This is a genomic window from Paenibacillus solani (assembly GCF_050475945.1).
In the GTDB taxonomy this organism is placed as follows: Bacteria; Bacillota; Bacilli; order Paenibacillales; family Paenibacillaceae; genus Paenibacillus_AQ; species Paenibacillus_AQ solani_A.
In genome coordinates, this window is the sequence record NZ_JBCMXJ010000015.1 from 81544 (window position 1) to 101952 (window position 20409).

Annotated in this window: 21 protein-coding genes; 14 read left to right on the forward strand and 7 right to left on the reverse strand. The window is 50.8% G+C overall.

The window, feature by feature from the left end; translation table 11 throughout:
* Nucleotides 1-13: 13 nt before the first annotated feature.
* Both ABEQ74_RS15225 and ABEQ74_RS15230 read right to left on the reverse strand, forming a co-directional pair.
* Nucleotides 14-847 carry a nucleotidyltransferase domain-containing protein gene (locus ABEQ74_RS15225; protein ID WP_430123002.1) on the reverse strand — a complete coding sequence of 278 codons (834 nt, stop codon included), beginning with the start codon at nt 845-847 and terminating at the stop codon, nt 14-16.
* A gap of 44 nt (nt 848-891) precedes the next feature.
* Complete coding sequence (locus ABEQ74_RS15230; protein ID WP_430123003.1) at nt 892-1833, reverse strand: helix-turn-helix transcriptional regulator; 942 nt, start codon at nt 1831-1833, stop codon at nt 892-894.
* 150 nt (nt 1834-1983) lie between these two features.
* Here ABEQ74_RS15230 and ABEQ74_RS15235 point away from each other — a divergent pair, with 150 nt between their 5' ends.
* From ABEQ74_RS15235 to ABEQ74_RS15250, 4 genes are all read left to right on the forward strand, one after another.
* The gene (locus tag ABEQ74_RS15235; protein ID WP_430123004.1) at nt 1984-2739 is read left to right on the forward strand and encodes an alpha/beta fold hydrolase; all 756 of its coding nucleotides are present in this window, start codon (nt 1984-1986) and stop codon (nt 2737-2739) included.
* 460 nt (nt 2740-3199) lie between these two features.
* Nucleotides 3200-4588: a DEAD/DEAH box helicase gene (locus tag ABEQ74_RS15240; RefSeq protein WP_430123005.1), complete on the forward strand. Its 1389-nt coding sequence runs from the start codon at nt 3200-3202 to the stop codon at nt 4586-4588.
* A 114-nt stretch (nt 4589-4702) separates the two neighbouring features.
* The gene (locus ABEQ74_RS15245; protein WP_430123006.1) at nt 4703-5455 is read left to right on the forward strand and encodes an ABC transporter ATP-binding protein; all 753 of its coding nucleotides are present in this window, start codon (nt 4703-4705) and stop codon (nt 5453-5455) included.
* Nucleotides 5452-6669 (forward strand): ABC transporter permease, encoded by a 1218-nt coding sequence (locus ABEQ74_RS15250; RefSeq protein WP_430123007.1) that lies wholly within the window; start codon nt 5452-5454, stop codon nt 6667-6669. The genes ABEQ74_RS15245 and ABEQ74_RS15250 overlap by 4 nt, the downstream gene beginning before the upstream one ends.
* A 140-nt stretch (nt 6670-6809) precedes the next feature.
* Here ABEQ74_RS15250 and ABEQ74_RS15255 read toward each other — a convergent pair whose 3' ends face one another.
* From ABEQ74_RS15255 to ABEQ74_RS15265, 3 genes are all read right to left on the reverse strand, one after another.
* Nucleotides 6810-6935 carry a sporulation protein YjcZ gene (locus tag ABEQ74_RS15255; protein ID WP_082341753.1) on the reverse strand — a complete coding sequence of 42 codons (126 nt, stop codon included), beginning with the start codon at nt 6933-6935 and terminating at the stop codon, nt 6810-6812.
* Between the two features lie 222 nt (nt 6936-7157).
* Nucleotides 7158-8456: an aminotransferase class I/II-fold pyridoxal phosphate-dependent enzyme gene (locus tag ABEQ74_RS15260; protein ID WP_430123008.1), complete on the reverse strand. Its 1299-nt coding sequence runs from the start codon at nt 8454-8456 to the stop codon at nt 7158-7160.
* A gap of 125 nt (nt 8457-8581) precedes the next feature.
* Entirely contained in the window at nt 8582-9196 is a 615-nt protein-coding gene (locus tag ABEQ74_RS15265; RefSeq protein ID WP_430123009.1) for a pyridoxamine 5'-phosphate oxidase family protein, read from the reverse strand.
* A gap of 122 nt (nt 9197-9318) precedes the next feature.
* On the opposite strand from ABEQ74_RS15265, the gene ABEQ74_RS15270 reads away from it, so the two are divergent.
* The 3 genes from ABEQ74_RS15270 to ABEQ74_RS15280 all read left to right on the forward strand — a co-directional run bounded on the left by ABEQ74_RS15270 (nt 9319) and on the right by ABEQ74_RS15280 (nt 13001).
* Complete coding sequence (locus tag ABEQ74_RS15270; RefSeq protein WP_430123010.1) at nt 9319-10791, forward strand: PLP-dependent aminotransferase family protein; 1473 nt, start codon at nt 9319-9321, stop codon at nt 10789-10791.
* 66 nt (nt 10792-10857) lie between these two features.
* Nucleotides 10858-11643, forward strand: coding sequence for an AraC family transcriptional regulator (locus tag ABEQ74_RS15275; protein ID WP_054404173.1), 786 nt, complete (start codon nt 10858-10860; stop codon nt 11641-11643).
* Nucleotides 11644-12152: 509 nt separating this feature from the next.
* Nucleotides 12153-13001, forward strand: coding sequence for an SDR family oxidoreductase (locus tag ABEQ74_RS15280; protein WP_430123011.1), 849 nt, complete (start codon nt 12153-12155; stop codon nt 12999-13001).
* Nucleotides 13002-13094: 93 nt separating this feature from the next.
* On the opposite strand, the gene asd is transcribed toward ABEQ74_RS15280, so the two are convergent.
* Nucleotides 13095-13925 carry an archaetidylserine decarboxylase gene (asd, locus tag ABEQ74_RS15285; protein WP_430123012.1) on the reverse strand — a complete coding sequence of 277 codons (831 nt, stop codon included), beginning with the start codon at nt 13923-13925 and terminating at the stop codon, nt 13095-13097.
* A gap of 372 nt (nt 13926-14297) precedes the next feature.
* On the opposite strand from asd, the gene ABEQ74_RS15290 reads away from it, so the two are divergent.
* From ABEQ74_RS15290 to ABEQ74_RS15320, 7 genes are all read left to right on the forward strand, one after another.
* Nucleotides 14298-14927, forward strand: a complete 630-nt coding sequence (locus ABEQ74_RS15290; RefSeq protein ID WP_430123013.1) for an ECF transporter S component — start codon at nt 14298-14300, stop codon at nt 14925-14927.
* Complete coding sequence (locus ABEQ74_RS15295; protein WP_430123014.1) at nt 14920-16617, forward strand: ABC transporter ATP-binding protein; 1698 nt, start codon at nt 14920-14922, stop codon at nt 16615-16617. Before ABEQ74_RS15290 ends, ABEQ74_RS15295 begins: the two co-directional genes overlap by 8 nt.
* Entirely contained in the window at nt 16614-17420 is an 807-nt protein-coding gene (locus ABEQ74_RS15300; protein WP_430123015.1) for an energy-coupling factor transporter transmembrane component T family protein, read from the forward strand. The genes ABEQ74_RS15295 and ABEQ74_RS15300 overlap by 4 nt, the downstream gene beginning before the upstream one ends.
* Nucleotides 17421-17642: 222 nt before the next feature.
* Nucleotides 17643-18212: a TetR/AcrR family transcriptional regulator gene (locus ABEQ74_RS15305; protein WP_430123016.1), complete on the forward strand. Its 570-nt coding sequence runs from the start codon at nt 17643-17645 to the stop codon at nt 18210-18212.
* Between the two features lie 4 nt (nt 18213-18216).
* Nucleotides 18217-18576 (forward strand): DMT family transporter, encoded by a 360-nt coding sequence (locus tag ABEQ74_RS15310; protein ID WP_430123017.1) that lies wholly within the window; start codon nt 18217-18219, stop codon nt 18574-18576.
* A 136-nt stretch (nt 18577-18712) separates the two neighbouring features.
* Nucleotides 18713-19309 carry a LysE family transporter gene (locus ABEQ74_RS15315; protein ID WP_430123018.1) on the forward strand — a complete coding sequence of 199 codons (597 nt, stop codon included), beginning with the start codon at nt 18713-18715 and terminating at the stop codon, nt 19307-19309.
* Between the two features lie 6 nt (nt 19310-19315).
* Nucleotides 19316-20095 (forward strand): helix-turn-helix domain-containing protein, encoded by a 780-nt coding sequence (locus ABEQ74_RS15320; RefSeq protein ID WP_430123019.1) that lies wholly within the window; start codon nt 19316-19318, stop codon nt 20093-20095.
* A 187-nt stretch (nt 20096-20282) separates the two neighbouring features.
* Here ABEQ74_RS15320 and ABEQ74_RS15325 read toward each other — a convergent pair whose 3' ends face one another.
* Nucleotides 20283-20381, reverse strand: a complete 99-nt coding sequence (locus tag ABEQ74_RS15325; protein ID WP_430123020.1) for a putative holin-like toxin — start codon at nt 20379-20381, stop codon at nt 20283-20285.
* Between the last annotated feature and the right edge of the window lie 28 nt (nt 20382-20409).

Sequence of the window (20409 nt, forward strand, 5' to 3'; positions counted from 1 at the left end):
GGGCTGAACGGCACTACATAGCTTCCGTTTCGGTTATAAGGTCCTGAAGCAGCGCAGTGGCTTGTTTTGTTTTTTCTGTATCCGATGAGAGCAGCGTGATCACTTGGTCCAGACGTTCCTTGTAATTCACCGGCTTGAGAGGGAAGGTCTCGATCATGGCCACCGCACGCTTCTCATTGATACAGTACAATTCATTTTTGGCAAAGAGCACTTGGTTCAAGCACGAAATGCAGCGGAAGCAGTGACCTGTAACATACGTGATGTCATCGCTGGCAGCCGTTTTATTCGCCAACATCAAAGAGAAAGATGCCTCGAAAGTAAAATAGCCGATCATAGCATCCTGTAGTGCCCTCGGATAGGGAGCTGTTTTGGCTTTCAGAGTCATTATGCGGTTATCCGAGTCCCACAGTATGCGGCAGATCGCAATTTCCCCCATATACATCACATTCAGATAGGCGTGCGGATGTCCGGTTTGGTAATGCGCGGACACCTTACCTGCCGAACAGTCGTCGATGATGCCGGACACGCGGTGCACATCACGGAATAAGAAATCCACATGATACCCCTCGATCACTAACCATCCGCCCCCGTTAACCCAGGCCCCCCATTCGCCCAATGAAGTGATAATCCCGTCTCGATGCTCATCATCTAGTCTCTTCGCAATCTTGGCGATGTTCTCCACCTTGAATCCTTGGGTTTCATCATAATAAATGCCGATATCGATATCGGAATCCGGTTTGGCGGTTCCTTTGGCCCTGGATCCCCCGAGTACGACTCCTGTAACGCCAGGTACCCCGCGAAGCTCTTCCGTTATCCGTTCAATTATGTGATCCACTTGTGAAGTCATGCAAATCCTCTCCTTCTTTTCTCCCAAACGGGATTGAGTTGTCCTTATGTATACCTTAGGCTCATGGCTTCAATTTTCTCCCGGGTCCATTGAACCGCTTCGGCTGGCGAGGTGATAACAGCCTCTTCTCCGAGACGCCATACATAGTCCGAATAAAAATTGACATCGGTTGCCGGTATTTCAAGCCGAACGACGCCGCTGCCGTCTGTGTTCCTATGGATATGGGAACCAAGCCGTGTATCCGTTTCGAGCAGCCAGACCCCTTTGGAAGTTAATTCTACCTCAAAAAACTTCATTTCTACATCCCCGCTGCCGGGCATGTCCTGCAGCGTTTGGCTCGCGATATCTTCACGGATCGATAAGGATTCATTGAGGCTGGCCGCCGTCATCCGGTCCACCCTGAATTGCCTGACGTCCTCTTGCGTAAAGCAGTAGGCGGGACAATACCAGTACCCCGAGCTTGCGTACAGCCCGATTGGCTGAATATGCCGCTGGCTGCTTCCGGCGGATGAACGATAGGAGATCGTGACTGCTTGCCGAACCATGACGGCTTCCATTAACGTTTGTAAAATATCGGCCGACATCGGACGGAACGGGCTATGGATCATGACGCGATCCTTGAGACGGTCAATCTGCTCCTTTATATCTGCCGGCAAGTAATGATAGAACTTATGGAGTGCGGTGGCGGCTCCGTCACCGAAGGGCAGCGTGCTGAAGTAGCCCAAGGATTGGCAGGCAAAAAAGATGGCAATTGCTTCGCTTTCCGTGAAACTGATCGGTGGCAGCATCCGTTCCTGCAGCAATCTGTAGCCGCCGCCTCGTCCTTGCACAGAGTAAATGGGGACGCCGAGCCCGCTCAGCTCATCCAGATCTCTTGATATCGTTCGGACGGAAAGTCCGAATTCGTCGGCCAGCTCTCTAACGGTAAACGACTTTTTTGCATTGATCATCATCATTAATTGAATCAGGCGCTGTGATTTCTGCATGATTAACCCCCAAGTCTCTTCATTATTTATTTTATCTTATTCTCTAAATAAGACAATATTTGTCTTATTTAACGGCTATGATGTTCTCAAACAGCAAGGATTCACGATGAATCCTTGGAACAGAGGTTCATAATGGGAGGAGAATATAGAATGAGACAAGACATGTACAAAGAAGAGCTGGGATTTGTTTTTATATACGGAGCAGGGATGAACGGAAGCGTATGGGATATTGTAGCGGAAGGGCTGGACTATCCGTGTTTGAAGGTTGATTACCCTTTGCGAGACGGGGATGCTGATACGCCTGGACGTCATCTGGCGCTGGAGGATTATGTAACCCATATGACGGAGCAGGTGAGAAGATGGGATACGCACAAGTTCGTCCTTGTGGCGCATTCCCTGGGCGGGGTGTTGGCCATGGAGATGGCCGCCAGGTTAGCCGAACGGGTAGCCGGATTCGTTGCCATCGGTGCAGCTATTCCTAAGCGCGGCGGTTCGTTTGTTTCGGCGCTTCCGTTTCCCCAGAGGATCATCATGCCGGTTTTATTAAAAACGGCCGGAACGAAGCCGCCTGAATCCGTGATTCGCAAGGGGCTGTGCAGCGATTTGCTGGAGGAGCAGGCCTCCCGCATCGCAGCAGAGTTCATTCCGGAATCCCGAAGGGTCTATACGGATCGCGTTCAAGCATCCGTACCCCAAGTGCCAAAGCTTTACGTGAAGCTCACCCAAGACAAGGAGTTCGGAGAATCCGTTCAGAAGCGCATGGCAGCCAATCTGTCAGCGGACAGGGTGGAGAGCCTCAGCACCGGCCATCTGCCGATGCTGAGCGATCCCCTTGGCGTCCAGCGGATTCTGGAAGGCTTCGCTGGCCAAGTGAAAGCAAGCCATAAATCAGCTATCTCATCATAATCTGATTCCGTCTCGGGCCGACGGAGATCGTCTTGACGGGTACGCCAATGGACGATCAAGAAACTGCAACGACGAATTGCAAACAGGCCAGCTGATCGAGGTGCCGCTCTATCCGCTTATTCCCGAGCGGAGCATTGGAGTTGTATCGCTACGAAGGCATTCCGCTATCTGCATCGGCCAAGTCGTTTCTCACTTTACTGCCTTAGGGATGTCATCAAGCGTAGGGAAAATAACCTGCATGAATCGAAGAGTTTAGCCGTTTATCATGTTTGATTTGGTGGCGACTCCTGTTTTGGCATATAATGAGAAAGAGTGAAGAAGACTCAATTCGAAAAAACGCCTGCTGTATCTTGAAGAAAGCAAACAAACTGCATATAACGGAAGTTTCTTTAGCGATATCAGGCAGACGCGCTTTGGAATCATAGACTTCTAATATCTTAAAAAAAGGATGGACTAACATATGACTTCAACGACTTTTCATACATTGGGAATAAGCGAGGATTTGATTTCCCGTTTGACGGAGTTTGGCATCGTAATGCCTTCTCCCGTTCAAGCAGAAGCGATTCCTCCCATACTGGAAGGCAAGGACGTGCTTGCGACCTCTCAGACAGGCACGGGCAAAACGCTAGCTTATCTGCTTCCTATTCTTCAGAGCATTGATCCAGACATGAAGGGAGCTCAGAAATTAATTCTGGCACCCACGCAAGAGCTTGCTGTTCAGATTGTAAGAGAGAGCGAGCGTTACGGGGAAGCCCGTGGAATCGGCGTGCTGGGTCTAATCGGCGGCGCTGCAGCCAAGCGGCAGATTGAGAAGTTGAGGCTGCATCCCCAGTTGATTGTAGGAACGCCGGGACGCGTACGCGAAATGATCGAAATTCGGAAACTCAAAATGCATCAAGTAAGCACGATTGTCGTGGATGAAGTGGACCAGGTATTTAATCTGGGAGGAGCAGGCGATGTCGATCGCATTCTGCGCAGTGCGCTTCGTGATCGTCAATTGGTGTTCTTATCCGCTACGGTGAGCCCTGAGACGGCAGAGGTCGTCAAGAAGGAAATGGATCAGCCTGTTGAGATCGGGATCGATCCAGAGCAGCGGACCCCGTCATCGCTCGAGCATTATTATTTTGTGACGGAAGAACGGGACAAGATGGACATGCTGCGCCGCGTGGTTCGTCACTACAACCCGGAGCGCGCGATCGTATTCGTCAATGCCACCGAGAATTTGGCAGAGGTGGAGGCGAAGCTGAACTACCTTGGATTAAGTGCAGCTGCGCTTTACGGGGATGCCGACAAGTTGACCAGAAGCCGAGTTCTGAACGCGTTCAGAGAAGGACGTACCCAGCTTCTGATCGCGAGCGATGTCGCTGCACGTGGACTCGATATTGAGGGACTTGGTATGGTAATCAATTACGACCCGCCAATCGATGCCGAGCATTATACCCACCGGGCTGGCCGCACGGGACGCATGGGACGGAGCGGTATGGCGATCACACTCGTCACCGACCGCCAAACGTTTATCATGCGCAAGTTCAATCGTGAACTGGGCATAACCATTGAAGAGCGGGCGCTCTATGGAGGTAAAGTAAGATCGCCGCGTTCGGCGACGCCTGTCGACCGTGGACAAGATGCCCGAGTACAGGGGGCAGGGGCTGCTTCGAAAGGGAAACCAGCACGCAATCCCGCATATACCGGTGCTCAAGGGAAACCGGCTCGCAAGCCAACATCCACTAGTGCTCATGGGAAGCCGGCCAACGGTAAGGCATCCGGTGAACGCCCGAGTGAGAGGGAACGGGACCGCAAGAATAAGGGTGCTCCGAAATGGCTGAAGAATAAACCGCCACGGAGCTGACATTTAAGCATCCAAGCATACTGCTTGTTTGCGTGTGTTATTTACGAGTCCAATACAGCGCATTGGCTGTGATTCGCTAGGGACTGGACTCTTAAGAATAAGAGGTGATTGACGATGAGTGAGCAGCCTGTATTGTCCGTTCAAGGATTAAGCGGCGGGTATAGCATCAACCGACCGGTACTGCATGATATCACCTTTCAGGTGGAGCCGGGTGAGATGGTAGGTTTGATCGGTTTGAACGGAGCTGGCAAGAGTACTACCATGAAGCATATTCTAGGGCTGATGAATCCGCAAAAAGGGAATATTCAGGTTCAGGGGAAGAACCGTGCAGAACATTCGGAAGCGTATCACAGCGCTTTGGCCTTTGTGCCGGAATCCCCGCTCCTGTATGAGGAGATGACGGTACGCGAGCATCTGGAATTTACGGCGCGTTCTTATGGAGTTTCCCGTGAAGACTATGAAACACGTTCGGCTCAGCTATCGAAGATGTTCCGCATGGAAGAGAAGATGGACAGCTTGTCCACGCATCTGTCCAAGGGTATGCGCCAAAAAGTGATGATTATGTGCGCATTCGTAGCCAGACCGTCCTTGTATATTATTGATGAGCCCTTTCTTGGGCTTGATCCGCTCGGGATCCGCTCGCTGCTTGATTTTATGTTGGAGTTGAAAGCTTCTGGCGCTTCGGTACTGCTAAGTTCTCATATTCTCTCTACGATTGAGAATTATTGCGACCGATTTATCGTGCTGCACCGCGGCAGCATTATTGCCCAGGGGACGTTGAAGGACATCCAGGAGCAAGCTGGAAAGCCGGGTATGTCGCTGGAGGAGCTGTTTAATGTGCTGATTCAGGATGGTAACGACGAATGAATCTGCGCGAGCTGTATGTCAAACGACGCGGACAGTTCTGGGGTGAAGTTCTTCCCTATCTCGGTTATGTCATACAGAGCGGTGTAGCCGTTGTATTTCTATTCCTGCTGATTGCGTTTGCTGCCTGGTACACCGCCCTTCTGCAGCAAGTTCCGCCTGATCTGCCTATTCGGTGGATCATGCTGATCATCCTTGTACCGCTTATGATCAATAGCAGCATCCGCACCTATTTGCGTACAGCCGATACGGTGTTCCTCATTCCGCAGGAATCTCGAATGAAGGAATATTTCAAATTGGCCTGGTTCAGCGGAGTCGTATATAAAATCATCGGTTTAGCCCTCGTGCAGTTAATCCTATGGCCTCTGTACATACGCAGCGATGTTTCACCAAAATGGCTGCTGGCTACCTTTGCTGTCCTGGTCGTGTTTAAGCTATTGTCTAGCTACGGCAGCTGGAAGGAGCAGCTCATGGTGTCAAGGAACGCGGCAGCAGCCTATCGGGCACTGCGGTGGGTCGTTACAGCGTTGAGTTTAGCTGCCTGGTTATGGCATCCGGCGAGCCACGCTCTTATATTTATGGCGCTGCTCGGTCTTACGTATGTCGCTGCGTTGTCCGTACCTGTCAAGCATCGGGTAGCTTGGGAACGATTAATTGCCGTCGAGCAGAGACAGGCGAGCCGGGTAATGATGGTGCTGAGCTGGTTCGTGAACGTGCCTCAACGCGAGCAGCGCGTGCATGCACGCAAGTGGCTCGCCGGATGGGGGAAAGGATTGGCATGGAATAAAGAGAGTGCTTACCGCTTTCTGCTCATTAAAAGTCTGACACGCAGTGATATTCTGGGCATACTGATTCGGGTCGGACTGCTGGGCGCTTTCCTTGTGTGGGCGACCCGGGACAGTCTGGCATCGGCGATGGTATATCTGATCAGTTTGATGATCATTGGACTTCAGCTGTCGGCTTTGCGAAAGCTCCATCCAGAATCCTTCTGGCTGCATGTCTACCCGCTTCCGCAAGGAACGCGCCGGGACAATGAAGGAAAGCTGATCTTCCAGGTTCAGTTGTTCTGGGCCGTGCTGTTGTGGCTTCCGCTCATTTCGGAGATCCTCAGTGCTCCGGGGCGGATATTTGGCACAATGGCTGCAGGTGTCGTGCTTGTATTCTTGTTCCGAAGCACCGCCGCCCGGAAAAGTAGACGTGAAGAAGATGATGAATAATACGGGAAGAGGCTTGGACGTTAAGCGTCCAGGCCTTCTTCTATCGGTAATTATTGTATAGGTAGTCGGGGCCGCAGAAATCGCAGTGCGTGGTGAATGACGACCTGCGATTTCTGTTCAGGCTGTCTATCTAGATGTCATTACACCCAGAAAGAACGAGTGATGATAACGAGCAGGATATACAGTACCAGGATTGCTCCGATTCCGTATCCACCGCCGTATCCACCACCGTATCCGCCACATCTTGCATCTTCAACTGCACCCATGTTCATTCCCCTTTCGGTTTGTTGATTTGTAGTACACGGTATTGTATGTAGGGATGAGTCTAAGTGTATGGGCGAGCGTTTATTTGTGGCAGAGAAAAAAACAGACCGGGGAGAAGATCCCCCCGGTCTGTTTTATGTTTCGTTTTATTGCGGTCTTCTTCCGTTGCAATTCTAATGAAACGTCCGCTCATTTCGTTTACATGGTCAGGTGTTACCGTAGCATTAAGCATTCTGCAGATCTTGAATCCCTTTGTAGATCAGGTCGAACAGATCTTCCAAATGCTGCTCATCAATACATGAGAAAGCAATTCGGAGATCATGCTCTCCAAGAGCGATGGTTCCTACCCCATACTCATGAATCAGATGGGAACGGAGCTCTTCAGCGGATACCGTGTTCAGCTTCAGGCACATGAAGTAGCCGGAATTAAACGGATAGTACTCCCATACATCATCATATTTGCCGCTGTCGAGGATGGATTTTACTTTGTTGGCACGGCCCTTCATGATGACAAATTTCTCTTCTTTTTGTTGATGGAATTCAGGTGCTTTCAGCGCTTCAAGAACAAATGTCTGCGAAGGATGGGAGGCACTGGAGATCGTGGCACGGATAATGCCAAGCGTCTTCTGTTCCAACGCGTCCAGCACGTCATTGTTCTCTGCTGCAAATGTGATAAAGCCGACACGGAATCCCCATACGAACTCTTCCTTAGTCGCGCCATCGACTTTCACAGGAAGCACGCGAGGATGAAGACCTGCCAGACGCCCGAAGAGCGATTCTTTCAGCGAATTCTCAAAGAACAATCCGAAATAAGCATCATCCGTAACAACGACCACGTTAATGTCAGCCTCCGCGGCTTCCTTAATCGCGGCAACGATGGAGGCCCCTTCCTGGGCACCCGGCGTATAACCTGTCGGGTTGTTCGGGAAGTTGAGCAGAACGACAGCCTTTCCCTTGTCCTTCTGGCTGAGCAGGGCCTGACGAAGTCCTTCGGCGTTAAATTTCATATCTTCTGTAAAGAGAGGATAGGTTACATGATTGCCATGGCGGCGAATGCCAAATGTCAGCTCGTAATTCTCCCAGTTCTTGTCGGGATATATAACGGCATCCCCTTCGTCTACGAACAGATCGGCTACGATACTAAGTCCGTGCGTCAGCGCATTCGTCACAATAGGGTTGCTGAAATTCTTACCTTCGAGCGATGGATTCTCCTGAATCATCTTGCTTCGCCATACAGAGCGCAGCTCCGGCTTTCCTGCAGGTGGAGCATACGGATACAGATCTTTTGGCTGGTAGGCCGAAAGGTTGTCTTGAATGACGCCAAGATGCATCGGGACTCCGGATTCGGTTGCAATACCAATCGTAGCGTTATATTTTTTCGCATGGCTCGTTGCTTCCGCAGATTGGCTCAAGATACCTTCTTTCGGGAAGTAGATTTCTCTGCCGAGTGTGGAGAGCATATCGTAAACATGCGGATTGCCGGCTTGCAATTTTCCATTCAACTGACCAACCAATGGGTTCATGAACTGATTCCTTCCTTCCGAGTACTATAGGTTAAGGTGAGAGCAGGTGACATGTTGCATTTATGTTTTCATTGCCTAACATTATACCACCTACCCCAGGAACCGTCACGGTTAAATGTAATGCTTCAGCGTGGTCCAGGATGATACTTGCAAATCATCTCTGCCGTCTCTTCATCCCGAGTCTGGGCGCGGCATTCGAGGCCTTCGAGCACGGCGTGGAGCCGATCCGGCTTCAGGTTCTGACCGAATTTGAATTTAGCGCTCATTTGCTGTGGAGCCAGCTTGATCACGGCCACACCCTTCAGCCGGGAAGCGTAAGCACGGTCATTCGCGTCAATGGTGCGGTATCCACCTTCGGGCTGCAGCTTCTGCATCATAGCTTCCATTGCCTGAGCCTTCTCATCCATATCATCCACGATGACGGCCTCGCCGGTTGCTGTCACGCTTTTGAAAAAGGCCGTTGCCGGACATGCCATCTCCGGATCGGAGAAATAGGAAGGAATCAGAGCGTATTCATCAGCTACGGTAAAGCACACTGTCGGCGCCAAACGCAGATGATCCATTTTCTCGCCCATTCGGCTTCCATGAAAATAGAACGCTCCGTTGACATAAGCGAAGTTCAGAGGCGTTACACGTGGAGTTCCCTCTTCATTTGTTGTCCCTAGAAAACCAAAGCTCATACCGCTGAGGAAGTTCTCAATCTCTTTCTGATCCTCCATCGAAAATTCGTTTCTTCTCATGATTAAGCTCTCCCCCATCCATTTTGAATAACAGCATACAATCATTATTGACAAGGAAAAAGCGCCACTTTAGAGTAGTTTGTATAGTCCAATTTTCAAGAGTAAATAGAGGAGTCGTTACCATGGAGTTGGGATTGCCGTTCGAGACTTATCTGGAGCAATATCGATATAAGTACTTGGCTCTATATCATGCGATACGCACCGCAATTCATAGCGGTAAGCTCCCGGAGGGAACCCGGCTTCCCGCTACCCGCAAACTGGCCAGGCTGTATGGGATGTCCCGGGGCTCAGCTGCGCAGAGCTATGACATGCTGATAGCTGAAGGTTATGTGGTGTCCAGACCGGGCAGCGGAACTTATGTAGCCGAGGGCATTATCAGGACGGATCAGCCGCCCGTAGCTGAGCAATCGCCGACACTCTCAGCGTGGGGGCAGCGGCTTATGAGTCATCGCGAAGAATATCAGGAGCAGGCATCGGCCATGCTGCTGCTGGAGCAGACTCCCCCAGATACCATTTCCTTTGCGAGCGCGAGGATGCCGATTGAAGATTTTCCATATGCGGAGTGGAGGAGCGCGCTATCCTATGCAGGCGGACGTGGAGGAATCGGATTGCAGAACGGAGCTCCACCGGAGGGAGATATCGAACTGCGCCGGGCTATCGCCGGACATTTGCGTTTCACCCGCGGAATACCGGCCGATCCCGAGCATATCGTGATCTTCAGCGGATCCATGCAGGGGCTAGTTCTGCTGTTTCAACTGCTGGTAGATCCCGGCGACCAGGTCATCATGGAGGACCCGGGATATCAAGGGATTTATCGGGGGATAAAGCTGAGCGGCGGGAATCCGCTGCCTTCTCCTGTGGATGATGCTGGTCTGATTCCGCACGATTGGGAAGCAGGCCTTCTTGTCGTTAGTCCCAGCCGTCAATACCCGACAGGAGCGGTGCTGCCGCTGGAACGAAGAAGAGCGCTGCTCAATTGGGCCCGGAAACGCCAAGCCTTTATCATCGAGGATGATTATGACAGTGAGTTCCGCTGGGGAGGCAAACCAATTGAACCCTTGAAAATGCTGGATGACGAGGGGCGTGTCATCTTCGTCGGCTCCTTCTCCAAAACGATGTTTACCGGACTGCGGATCGGTTACGCTGTCCTTCCCCCCAGCCTGGTGGAGGCGGTCATGCAGGCCAAGGCACTGTATGAACCGATATCGCCGGCACAGTTGGAGCAGCGTGCGCTCGCACGCTTTATTGTGCGAGGGGGCTATGGGCGGCATCTTCGCAGAATGACCCGGTTGTACGGCAACCGGTATGAAACGCTTCATCAAACGATGGCTGCGCATGCCTCTGACCTGTTTCGTCTACATTCCGGCGATGCTGGCCTGCACGTATATGCAAACTGGCTGCGCTCCCCGGAAGAATATGCTGCATTCCAGGATGCAGCACGGAGGCGCGGCGTGATGTTTCGTGATGCATCGGTGTATCATCGTACGCCCGGACCGCCTGCCGCTTGCTTCGGCTTCTCGCATCTGGACGTAGCCCATATAACAGAGGGAGTTAACCGGATCGCAGAGGCTTGGCAAGACATGCAAAATTCCTGAAAAACGGGTATGATGGGGAGAGATTAATTTTATTATTTTTGAATGAGATGAGGGGGTTATGACGAGATGCTGAATGCATCGCCGTCTTCTTTTGTAATCATGCCTGCGCTTGCCAAAATCGTCTGTGAGCCGGGCTGGAAATGGCAGAAACGTGAAAGACCCATGCAGAACTATGATTTGTTCTATGTATGGAGCGGCGAAGGTACGTTGGAGCTTAATGACGAGCCCTTTGCTATAGGCAAGGGAAGCTGCTTCCTATTCCGACCAGGAGATCATACGAGTGCAACGCATAATCCGCAGAAGCCGCTTGTGTTGACATATATCCATTTTGATGTGACCGATCCTCTGCAACATATTCCCTCATCTTATCGAAAGCTGACGGAAACGATGGATTTTGAATATTTGCTGGCCCGTTATGTACGTTTATATCTGGACAAGCCCTACGGTTTTTTGGAAGAAGGACAGCTTATTCTGAAGCAGCTGATGATTCATTTGCTGCGAAGTGATCTTAATGAACCGGTAGTTAAAAAGGCGAGCAATCAATTGTCACAGGCGATCCATGAAATTGCGAATTACGTCCGTCAGCACCCCGGCGTTCCGCATCGAGTAGAAGATTTAGCGGCGAGAGCAGGTTTATCCTCCCGTTACTTCTCGATCAAATTCAAGGAATTGATTGGGACGCCGGTGCAGTCCTACATTATCCAGATGCGAATCGAGCGGGCTCAGCATCTGCTGCTGCATCAAGGGATGAATGTGACCGAGGTGGCCGATGCGCTCGGGTATCGGGATATTTTCTTTTTTAGCCGGCAATTTAAGCAGTATACGGGCAAAAGTCCATCCGAAATCCGCTGATTTCTTCGTTCACCAGCATGCCATGGGTTTCATGGCAAGCGTCATAGGGTAATGATGGTGTACATGTTCATTACATATATGAAGGGGGGAGAGGAGAATGAACCCAAGAAGATGGGGATGTAGACGTTTTGTTAGACTCAGCGGCAACGGGGTCTCCAGAAACCGCTTGATGAGACGCAGACGAAGAATGCATCAGGTTCAACAGAATATATGGTTTTAAGAAGAACCGAGCCTTTATACGGGTGAACGTCCATCCGATATCATATACCGCTTGTCGAATAGCAGAAAGAGAGCTAACTGGCTCTCTTTTTTTATGGGTTCCATCGGGAAAAGAGTCTGTTTGCAGTGCAAACTTCTGATATATTGGGATTATACATAAGCAACTATTGGCCAGTTAAGTCATCCAGCGAAAAAGAGATCGAGGGTTATATCGGCATGCTTTTAGATGGACGGAAGGGTGAGGTTCTGATGAAGAGAATTGAAGGGGCAAAGCATGGGGTGAACCGCTCATGAGGGGAGCAGAAAAAACGGCATTGGTGACAGGGGCTTCTAGTGGATTTGGACTGCTCATCAGTCTGGAGCTGGCTTTGGCAGGTTATCAGGTGGCAGCTGGTTTCCGCAGGCCTGAGGCGGCTGCTGAGTTGCTGGCCAAGGCGGAAGAGGCAGACATCGCCGAGCGCATTCATCTGTTTCAATTGGACATATGCTATGAAGAGCAAGTAAAGGTCGCTGCTGTGGATATAGGACAGCGATTTGGCCGATTGGATGTGCTGGTGAACAATGCTGGAGAGGCCGTAGGCGGAATGGTAGAGGAGGTGCCGCTCAGCGGCTGGAGAAGGCAGATGGAAACGAATTTCTTCGGGACGGTATCTGTGACACAGCATATGCTGCCGCTCTTAAGACAGACCGAAAAATCCAAGATCATTCTCATGAGCAGCATAAGCGGTGTGATCGGGTTTCCAGGTTACGGTCCTTATGCAGCATCCAAATTCGCGATAGAAGGATTCGGTGAAAGCTTGTCTATGGAGCTGATGCCTTTTGGTATAAACGTTGTGCTGATTCAACCCGGTGCCTATGGCACGCCCATCTGGGACAAGAGTTTTGGAGGTTTGGAGATCGCGGAAAACTCACCCTACAGTGGCTTGCTGAAAGGCGTGCTCGACTATTCCAGACGGACAGCCAAGAATAGCGGGGACCCGCAGGAGGTAGCCCGTCTTGTGGCAAGCATTGCATCCATGTCCAAACCCAAGTTCCGTTACACACTGCCCCGAGGCACGCGGCTAACTGCGTGGATCAAAGGGGTGCTGCCGAACCGGCTGTTTCAGCGGATCATCTACCGCATGCTCGGCAAGCAGTAAACCTTCCTGTTCATATGACCGACAGCCATCCGAGTATGCCCCGAACCACGCATCGTGCGCACGATGTACGAGAATTTACAGTGGCTATAACCCTTAATCCTGGGTGTGATGGGAATGCGGCTGCTGTCCCTTGTCCGTACGCGGATGAAGTAAGCCCAGCAATTCTCCCATTTTTACTTTGGAACCGGGCTTTAGGTCTCCACGCGGCGTAAATGTGTCATTCTCCGTCAGGAGCACAACGGTTGAGCCAAACTCAAAATATGCGAGCTCACCGCCGATCTGGTACTCTTTTACGCTCTCATCAGCATAACGTATGCTGCTTACATTCATGGCTCCGACCTTTACGACTGCGACTTCTCCAAACTCATGGGCAATATACGTAATGAGCCGCTCATTACGGCTTAGTACATTTCGGATATGGGTCATCGCAAAATCGTTCACGGGATATACCCGGCCCTTTAGATGTTCGCTCTCTGTTTGAACACCGGTTACAGGGGAATGAATGCGATGGTAGTCTGTCGGGCTTAAATATAATACAAACGCATAACCGTTTAAATAATTCTCCATTCTGGGCGAATTGGCGAGCAGCTCGCTCAGGGTATAATCCTGCCCCTTGACACTCAAAATGGTGCCGGCATGGATCGTACCCGTAAACGATACCGTTGCATCGACAGGGCTTACCATGGCATCCGCAGTGTCATCAATGGTACGCAGGCCTATTTTTAACCGGCGGGAGAAGAACTCGTTCAATGATCGGTATTCGTGGATTTCTTTCTCCGCTTCCTGGGCCGGAATTTGATAGATTCGTATAAATGCAGGTATTAGATGACGGCTCAGCCGGCTGTGGGAGAAGCGCCCCATAATTTGGGACAGCCACTTTCGGGAGGAAAGCTCGGTCATCAGACGCAGCAGTTGTTTAGCCATGTCAGTCTCCTTTTGTGCATACGTGTTAACAATAGAAATGATGGTCGAAAAGACAACCACTTTGATATTGACATAGAATGGGCCGGAAATCAATAAATAGCCATTTTTGAAAAAAAGGTCCTTGCTTATTCTGGAATGTATGTGTATTTTAAGATTAACATAAAACCGAATAGGGAATACGGGGGCTTGAGTGAATCAGGCTGAGATTGCAGCTGCTATCCGCTGTTGACCGTTAATCTGAACTGGGTAATGCCAGCGTAGAGAATATCCGACCCTGCCACCGACAGGGCCTATTTTTCCGTCTGCGCGTTTACCAGGCGGTTTTTTGTTGTGTTTTACAAAAAAATAGTGGTGGAGAGGGGAATGAATGGTATGGGAACGTCAATGCAGGAGAAGATTGGGGTACAGCCCCGAAAAGGGCTGAGGTTAAGCGATATACTGGTAACGGTATTGGTATCGCTTGTGCTGGGTGTAATCTATCACTTCTGGGGCTCGGTCTACAATCTGTTAAAACCGCTGTTCTTTGAAGCGGATGAGCTGTTGTATGGCATGTGGTTTGCTGCGGCTACGCTTGCCTATCTGCTGATCCGCAAGCCGGGAGTCGCGATTATTGCCGAAGTAGCGGCAGCCCATGTGGAAGTGTTGTTTGGGAGTGGCTGGGGATTGACGTTGCTGCTGTATGGTGTCATTCAAGGGCTGGGTGCCGAATTGGTATTCGCGGCTTTCCGTTATCGGAGCACCTCGGCGTGGACTTTGGCATTTGCAGGAGCTGGTGCTGCCGTTGGCTCGATGATCATGGACTTCTATTACAGCTATACGGATGATCTACAGGCATGGATGTTCTTCGCCAAATATGGCATGCGAATATTCAGCGGGGCTGTCATCGCAGGCCTTCTGATGCTGCTGTTAGCTAAAGCATTGGATCGAACAGGCGTGACTTCACTGCTGCGGCCTGCATCGAGGAAGGATTACGAAGCACTGGAAGATCCGAGACATGTCTAATGCCATTGTTGGCCTGGCCCCGGCTCAGTCTACTGAGACTTCGCTTGAGCAGGCTGTGTGTGTAGAGGGATTGCGCCTGAAGTATCCGGGTGAGGATCGATTGATGTTTAAGGATCTCTCCTTCTCGGTAGTTCGTGGAGAGAAGGTGCTGCTGCTTGGTCCAAGCGGATGCGGCAAATCGACGCTGCTCCAGGTGCTTAGCGGGATGATTCCCCGGGCAACGGAAGTGCCGATGAAATGTGAAGTACAGAGGGTGCCAGATTCCTGGGGGTATGTATTTCAAGACCCGGATACCCAATTCTGCATGCCTTATGTGGATGAAGAGCTTGCCTTTGTGCTGGAGAATCTAAGTGTCCCTCTCGAAGAGATGAGGGAGCGAATGCAAGCGGCTCTGGAGGAGGTTGGTCTTGAGCTGGATGAGCTTCATATGCCAATCACTCATTTGTCTCAAGGGATGAAGCAAAGACTGGCATTGGCATCTGCTCTACTGCTGGAGCCTGAGGTATTGTTCCTTGATGAACCGTCAGCACTGCTTGATCCCGAAGGTCGGGAGCAAATCTGGTCGGCGGTGAAAGCCGTATCAGAAGGGCGTACGCTGATTATTGTTGAGCATCGAATTGAGGAAATGGCCCAATACGTGGACCGTGTCGTTCTATTCAGCCCAGATGGCGAGATCCTGGGTGATGGCCCGCCAGCTGTTATATTCGCTGATTATGAACAGGAGCTTAAAGCGTATGGCATCTGGTACCCTGGCGTGTGGGAAGATTATGCGCAGTCCCCAGCAGGCACGGAGTTATTCGCTCCGCTTGATGGCAAGGGTCAAGTGGCCGGGAATCGGCTGCCTGAGGTTGGACTTGGGGCAGGGGATACCTTGCCGGATGTGTTACATAGGGAACCTGTTATACGCTTGGACGCGTTCAGCGGAATGAGATGGAACCAGCCGGTGATCTCCCTTCCTTCGGCTGAGGTGTATCCTGGTGATTTTATTGCGGTGATCGGGCCGAACGGCGCTGGCAAAAGCTCGCTGCTGCTAAGCTTGATGGGACTGCTGCGGGCCGAAGGGACCTATGAGCTGTGCGGAGAGAATGTCATCCAGGGCAAGCGCAGGAAAGTGCGGAAGGAGAGAGAGCGGCAGCTGCGGCAGATCGGATTCGTGTTTCAGAATCCGGAGCTTCAATTCCTGACGGAGCGCATTGGCGATGAAGTGGTCTATTCACTGCTGGTGGATCAAATGCCCCCAGAGGAAGCACAAGCGCAGGCCGCTCGCTGCCTTGAGCGCTTCGGGCTGAAGGGGATGGACAGCAGGCATCCGTACCAGCTGTCCACAGGGCAGAAACGCCGACTGAGCGTAGCTACGGCTATGGCAAGGCAGCCGGCGGTTCTGCTGCTGGATGAACCGACGTTCGGACAGGATGCCCGAAATACATTCGCGATTCTGGAGATGTGCGAGCAGCTGCGCCGGGCGGGAACTGCTATTCTGATGGTGACCCATGAGATGGAGATTGCACAGCGGGCAGCGACACATATATGGGAAATTCGGGAGGGGCTGTTGACCTCGAGCACACCTTCCCCGCGTTGGTCAGGCGGGACGGAATCCAAACGTCATGCGGCTGCAGGAGTGAACGGCGCTGCCGATACTCGCAGTGTCATATCCGCAGCCGACCATCACCATGCGGGGGTGAGTTCATGAATATATGGAATCCTGTGCGGATCACTTGGCTGCACCGGGCGAATCCGGTTGTGAAGCTGGGCCTGATCATTGCATTGTTCTTCATGACGGTGCTTACCCATAACCTCGATTTTGTCATGTACCAGGCTGTTGTGTTCATGGGCTGTCTCTTGGTGCTGAGCGGGGTAAAGCCGTGGAAGATGCTGCTGTTCTTCATTCCTTTTCTACTTGCCTTCATATCGTCTTCCTCTTCCATGATGCTGTTCGGTAAGGGAGATACGATCTGGTGGGAGTGGGGGCTGTTTCGGGTGTCGGAAGAAAGCTTCTATCGCGGCCTGCATTTGGGGTTTAAAGGGATTGCCTTTGCTTCCGAGGGGCTGCTGCTTGTCACGACAACCTCCTCGGTGGATCTATTCTACAGTCTTATGCAGAAGCTGAGGCTTGCGCCCAAGTATGCCTACAGCTTTATGGCTTCCATCCGGCTGCTGCCCATGGTGTGGGAAGAATATGTGATTCGCCGCCAAGCGTTGAAGGTACGGGGTGTCCTCCCGATTCGAGGCATCCGTGGAATCGTGAGCCGGGCAGGTCTGTATGTGGTACCGCTGCTCGCGCAGAGCATTCGCCGAGCCCATCGGGTGGCTGCGGCGATGGAGGCCAAGCAATTTGACGGAGATGGGGCGAAGAGCCGTACGTATTATTATCCATCCCGTTATTCGCGTTATGACCTGTTAATCATCGGGTTATTGGCGGCTGCCGCCAGTTGTGCTTATATCGCTGCCGGATATTTTCCCTGGTTTGGCATCGGAGATGTGCGATTTGATTAGAAAAGAATAGATTAGATGCTTGTTTTGTCTTCATTGATGAGAGCCTGCTTACGGCTTGTAAGCAGGCTCCTTTATTTTTGGGAATGTGTTTTTTCGGTGAGTAATCAAATTGCAAATTTGTTGCTGCATTGCCATCATGGCTGGACTCATACGCAATAAAGGATTACAATACTATTGGTACTATAAAAGTATTTCTGGTACCAGAAGGAGAGTGTTGGTCCCTTGCGCGAGCGAATATTGAATGAAACGATACGATTAATTCAGCAGCAGGGTTTTACGTTTACAGTGAGTGATCTGGCCCGTGGCCTTGCTATTAGCAAACGGACGATTTATGAGCATTTTTCATCCAAGGAAGAGATTGTTGAACATATCATTGATGGCATGATCCAGCACATCCAGCAGCGTGAGCGTGAAATTGCAGCAGATGAGTCGCTTACCACCTTGGATAAAATTCATCGGATACTGATATGTCTGCCTCAGGAAATGGAGAAGATGGATTTGGGCATGCTGCCGGATCTGAAACGGTCGCACTATGCGCAGTGGGAGAAGCTGGACACTTTTTTCAGAGAGGAATGGGGCATCGTTACAGGATTAATGGAACAGGGCATGGCCGAGGGAAGCATCAAACGCATTCACATGCCGCTGTTCATCGATCTGTACCTTGGATCGCTCCATCAGATTTACGACTCGAGAGCGACGGTGAAGCATCAACTGCCGCTGGGAGAGCTGCTGCAATCGATTATGGACATCTTGCTGTTCGGGATTGCCGCCAAGAAACGGGAGGAGCTGTAAGATTATGCATTGGGTCTATTTATGTTTGGCTATCTTGTTTGAAGTGGCGGGTACGCTGAGTATGAAAATGTCGGAAGGATTCAGCAAGCTGCTGCCGAGCATACTGCTGGTGGTGTTTTATATTTGCAGCTTGAGCTTCCTGACATTGAGTCTGAAGCAGATTGAAATCTCCGTGGCCTATGCGATTTGGTCAGGTCTTGGCATTATGATCATTACACTGATCGGTTATATGTTCTTTGCAGAGCAGATTAACGGGCTGAAAATTATCTCGATCTTGCTGATTATCGCCGGTGTGGTTCTACTGAATTTATCGGGCAGTGCGCATGCGCAGGAACAGCCGAAGACTTACCAATCGGGCAACTAAACTCGATAATTGATCATTGGATTTTGCGAAGAGCTGTACGAGGTACGGCTCTTTTTTGCTGCAATAATGTACTATGCCCCGCGCTGAATCGGGTTCTATAATGGCAAAGGAAAAACCTTTGTCAGGAGCTATCATCATGAACCTTTCTTCGTTTTTGATTTATTGTTTTATCGTCACTTTCTCGCCGGGGCCGTCCAATATCGTCATTCTGTCGTCGGTCCAGCACTCGGGCATGAAGAAGACCTTGCGATATATAGCCGGAGCTTCCGTCGCTTTTTTCTTATTAATCGCCGCTTCGGTTGTATTAGGCCAGCTGCTGTCCTCCGGCATGCCGATCATTCTGTGGATTTTGCGGATCGTGGGCTGCCTGTTCATGTTATACCTTACATATCAAGTGTATACGATGGACGTATCCCGGTCCGGTTCTAATCAAACGGCGTCTTTCGCGTCCGGCTTTCTGATGCAGTTTCTCAATCCGAAGGTTGTATTGTTCACACTGACGGTCATTCCCAGCTACGTGATGCCGTATTATACGGCAGGGTCCGTCATTTCGGTATTCGTTATTGTGGTATCGTTAATTGGACTGTCCGCTTATATGACCTGGGCCGTGTGTGGTAGTCTTTTTCAAGGAATTATGCAAAAATATCGGAGGACGACCAACACGATCCTGGCTTTGTTTCTGCTGTACTCGGCAATCGTTGTATCCGGCATACCGGAGCTCATAAAGGGGTGATGGAAGATGGAGCAGTTTATATATAAAAAAGCAGTAGGCATTACGGCGTTATCCGCAAGCCTGATGGATTTCAAATATAAAAAGCACAACCATGAGGAGTATGCCCTCGGCGTCACGCTGCGCGGGATTCAAAAGTACTCGCTTGACGGCAGCCAGCAGGCTTCTTACCAAAGCGGGGTCATGCTGTTCCATCCGGAGCAGAATCATGATGGCTGGTCCCAGGAACGAACAGGGATCGATTATGTGATGATTTACATCCATCCCAAGCTATTCCTGGAATTGATTCAGAAAAAGGATATTGTCCGGTTTCAATCCCCGATTGTGTATCATGCGGGACTGCGGCAGAGCATCCTGAATGTGACGAGATCGATCTTCACTGGTCAGCCGGAAGCAAGAAGCAGCGAGCTGCTGCTGGGTCTGGCGGATCATTTCAATCATGATATTCTGAATCCGGGTGGCAGGAAGGACAGTTATTTTACCCGGAAGGCCAAAGAATTGATGCAGGACCGTCTGGATCATGTTCTTCGCCTTGACGAATTAAGCGGGGAGTTCGGGATGTCGAAGTATCAATTTATCCGTACCTTTAAAGCAAATACGGGACTGTCGCCGTACCAATATTATCTCAACTGCAAATTGGAGCGCGCCAAGCATCTGATCGAGGACAGCCGGGATGTATATCAGGCCGTGACCCAATGCGGCTTCACGGATCTTGCCCATCTGAATCGGCACTTCAAGAATGTATACGGCACCACGGCGTTTGATTATTTGTCCCATCTGCATAAATAAACAGCCAAAGCATAGGTGTATTTGAAGTCATGCTTGGCAATAGTGAATAAACTCCGTTATAATGTGTATAGAATGTAAAAGGGACCGTGCGCGAACACGATCCCCGGGTACAATCGTACCGCTATAAGAGCGGCCTTACTATAGGAAATTCGATCGGAAATAGACCGTTATCCTGACCAAGGGCGGTCTATTTCTTATTGTGGAACGAAAGTATTAACACAACCAGCGTCGCGAATGAAATCATAAGCGTCAATGTTTGGTATACTTCCATGGCATCACCTCCCATCTTCGGGAGATTAGCCGACCGCCCTTAC

What these genes read in the sequence shown, in the direction of transcription:
- ABEQ74_RS15225 (WP_430123002.1), bottom strand. Translation starts at nt 847, where the DNA reads ATGACTTCACAAGTGGATCACATAATTGAACGGATAACGGAAGAGCTT.
- ABEQ74_RS15230 (WP_430123003.1), bottom strand. Translation starts at nt 1,833, where the DNA reads ATGCAGAAATCACAGCGCCTGATTCAATTAATGATGATGATCAATGCA.
- ABEQ74_RS15235 (WP_430123004.1), top strand. Translation starts at nt 1,984, where the DNA reads ATGAGACAAGACATGTACAAAGAAGAGCTGGGATTTGTTTTTATATAC.
- ABEQ74_RS15240 (WP_430123005.1), top strand. Translation starts at nt 3,200, where the DNA reads ATGACTTCAACGACTTTTCATACATTGGGAATAAGCGAGGATTTGATT.
- ABEQ74_RS15245 (WP_430123006.1), top strand. Translation starts at nt 4,703, where the DNA reads ATGAGTGAGCAGCCTGTATTGTCCGTTCAAGGATTAAGCGGCGGGTAT.
- ABEQ74_RS15250 (WP_430123007.1), top strand. Translation starts at nt 5,452, where the DNA reads ATGAATCTGCGCGAGCTGTATGTCAAACGACGCGGACAGTTCTGGGGT.
- ABEQ74_RS15255 (WP_082341753.1), bottom strand. Translation starts at nt 6,935, where the DNA reads ATGGGTGCAGTTGAAGATGCAAGATGTGGCGGATACGGTGGTGGATAC.
- ABEQ74_RS15260 (WP_430123008.1), bottom strand. Translation starts at nt 8,456, where the DNA reads ATGAACCCATTGGTTGGTCAGTTGAATGGAAAATTGCAAGCCGGCAAT.
- ABEQ74_RS15265 (WP_430123009.1), bottom strand. Translation starts at nt 9,196, where the DNA reads ATGAGAAGAAACGAATTTTCGATGGAGGATCAGAAAGAGATTGAGAAC.
- ABEQ74_RS15270 (WP_430123010.1), top strand. Translation starts at nt 9,319, where the DNA reads ATGGAGTTGGGATTGCCGTTCGAGACTTATCTGGAGCAATATCGATAT.
- ABEQ74_RS15275 (WP_054404173.1), top strand. Translation starts at nt 10,858, where the DNA reads ATGCTGAATGCATCGCCGTCTTCTTTTGTAATCATGCCTGCGCTTGCC.
- ABEQ74_RS15280 (WP_430123011.1), top strand. Translation starts at nt 12,153, where the DNA reads ATGAGGGGAGCAGAAAAAACGGCATTGGTGACAGGGGCTTCTAGTGGA.
- asd (WP_430123012.1), bottom strand. Translation starts at nt 13,925, where the DNA reads ATGGCTAAACAACTGCTGCGTCTGATGACCGAGCTTTCCTCCCGAAAG.
- ABEQ74_RS15290 (WP_430123013.1), top strand. Translation starts at nt 14,298, where the DNA reads ATGGGAACGTCAATGCAGGAGAAGATTGGGGTACAGCCCCGAAAAGGG.
- ABEQ74_RS15295 (WP_430123014.1), top strand. Translation starts at nt 14,920, where the DNA reads ATGTCTAATGCCATTGTTGGCCTGGCCCCGGCTCAGTCTACTGAGACT.
- ABEQ74_RS15300 (WP_430123015.1), top strand. Translation starts at nt 16,614, where the DNA reads ATGAATATATGGAATCCTGTGCGGATCACTTGGCTGCACCGGGCGAAT.
- ABEQ74_RS15310 (WP_430123017.1), top strand. Translation starts at nt 18,217, where the DNA reads ATGCATTGGGTCTATTTATGTTTGGCTATCTTGTTTGAAGTGGCGGGT.
- ABEQ74_RS15315 (WP_430123018.1), top strand. Translation starts at nt 18,713, where the DNA reads ATGAACCTTTCTTCGTTTTTGATTTATTGTTTTATCGTCACTTTCTCG.
- ABEQ74_RS15320 (WP_430123019.1), top strand. Translation starts at nt 19,316, where the DNA reads ATGGAGCAGTTTATATATAAAAAAGCAGTAGGCATTACGGCGTTATCC.
- ABEQ74_RS15325 (WP_430123020.1), bottom strand. Translation starts at nt 20,381, where the DNA reads ATGGGAGGTGATGCCATGGAAGTATACCAAACATTGACGCTTATGATT.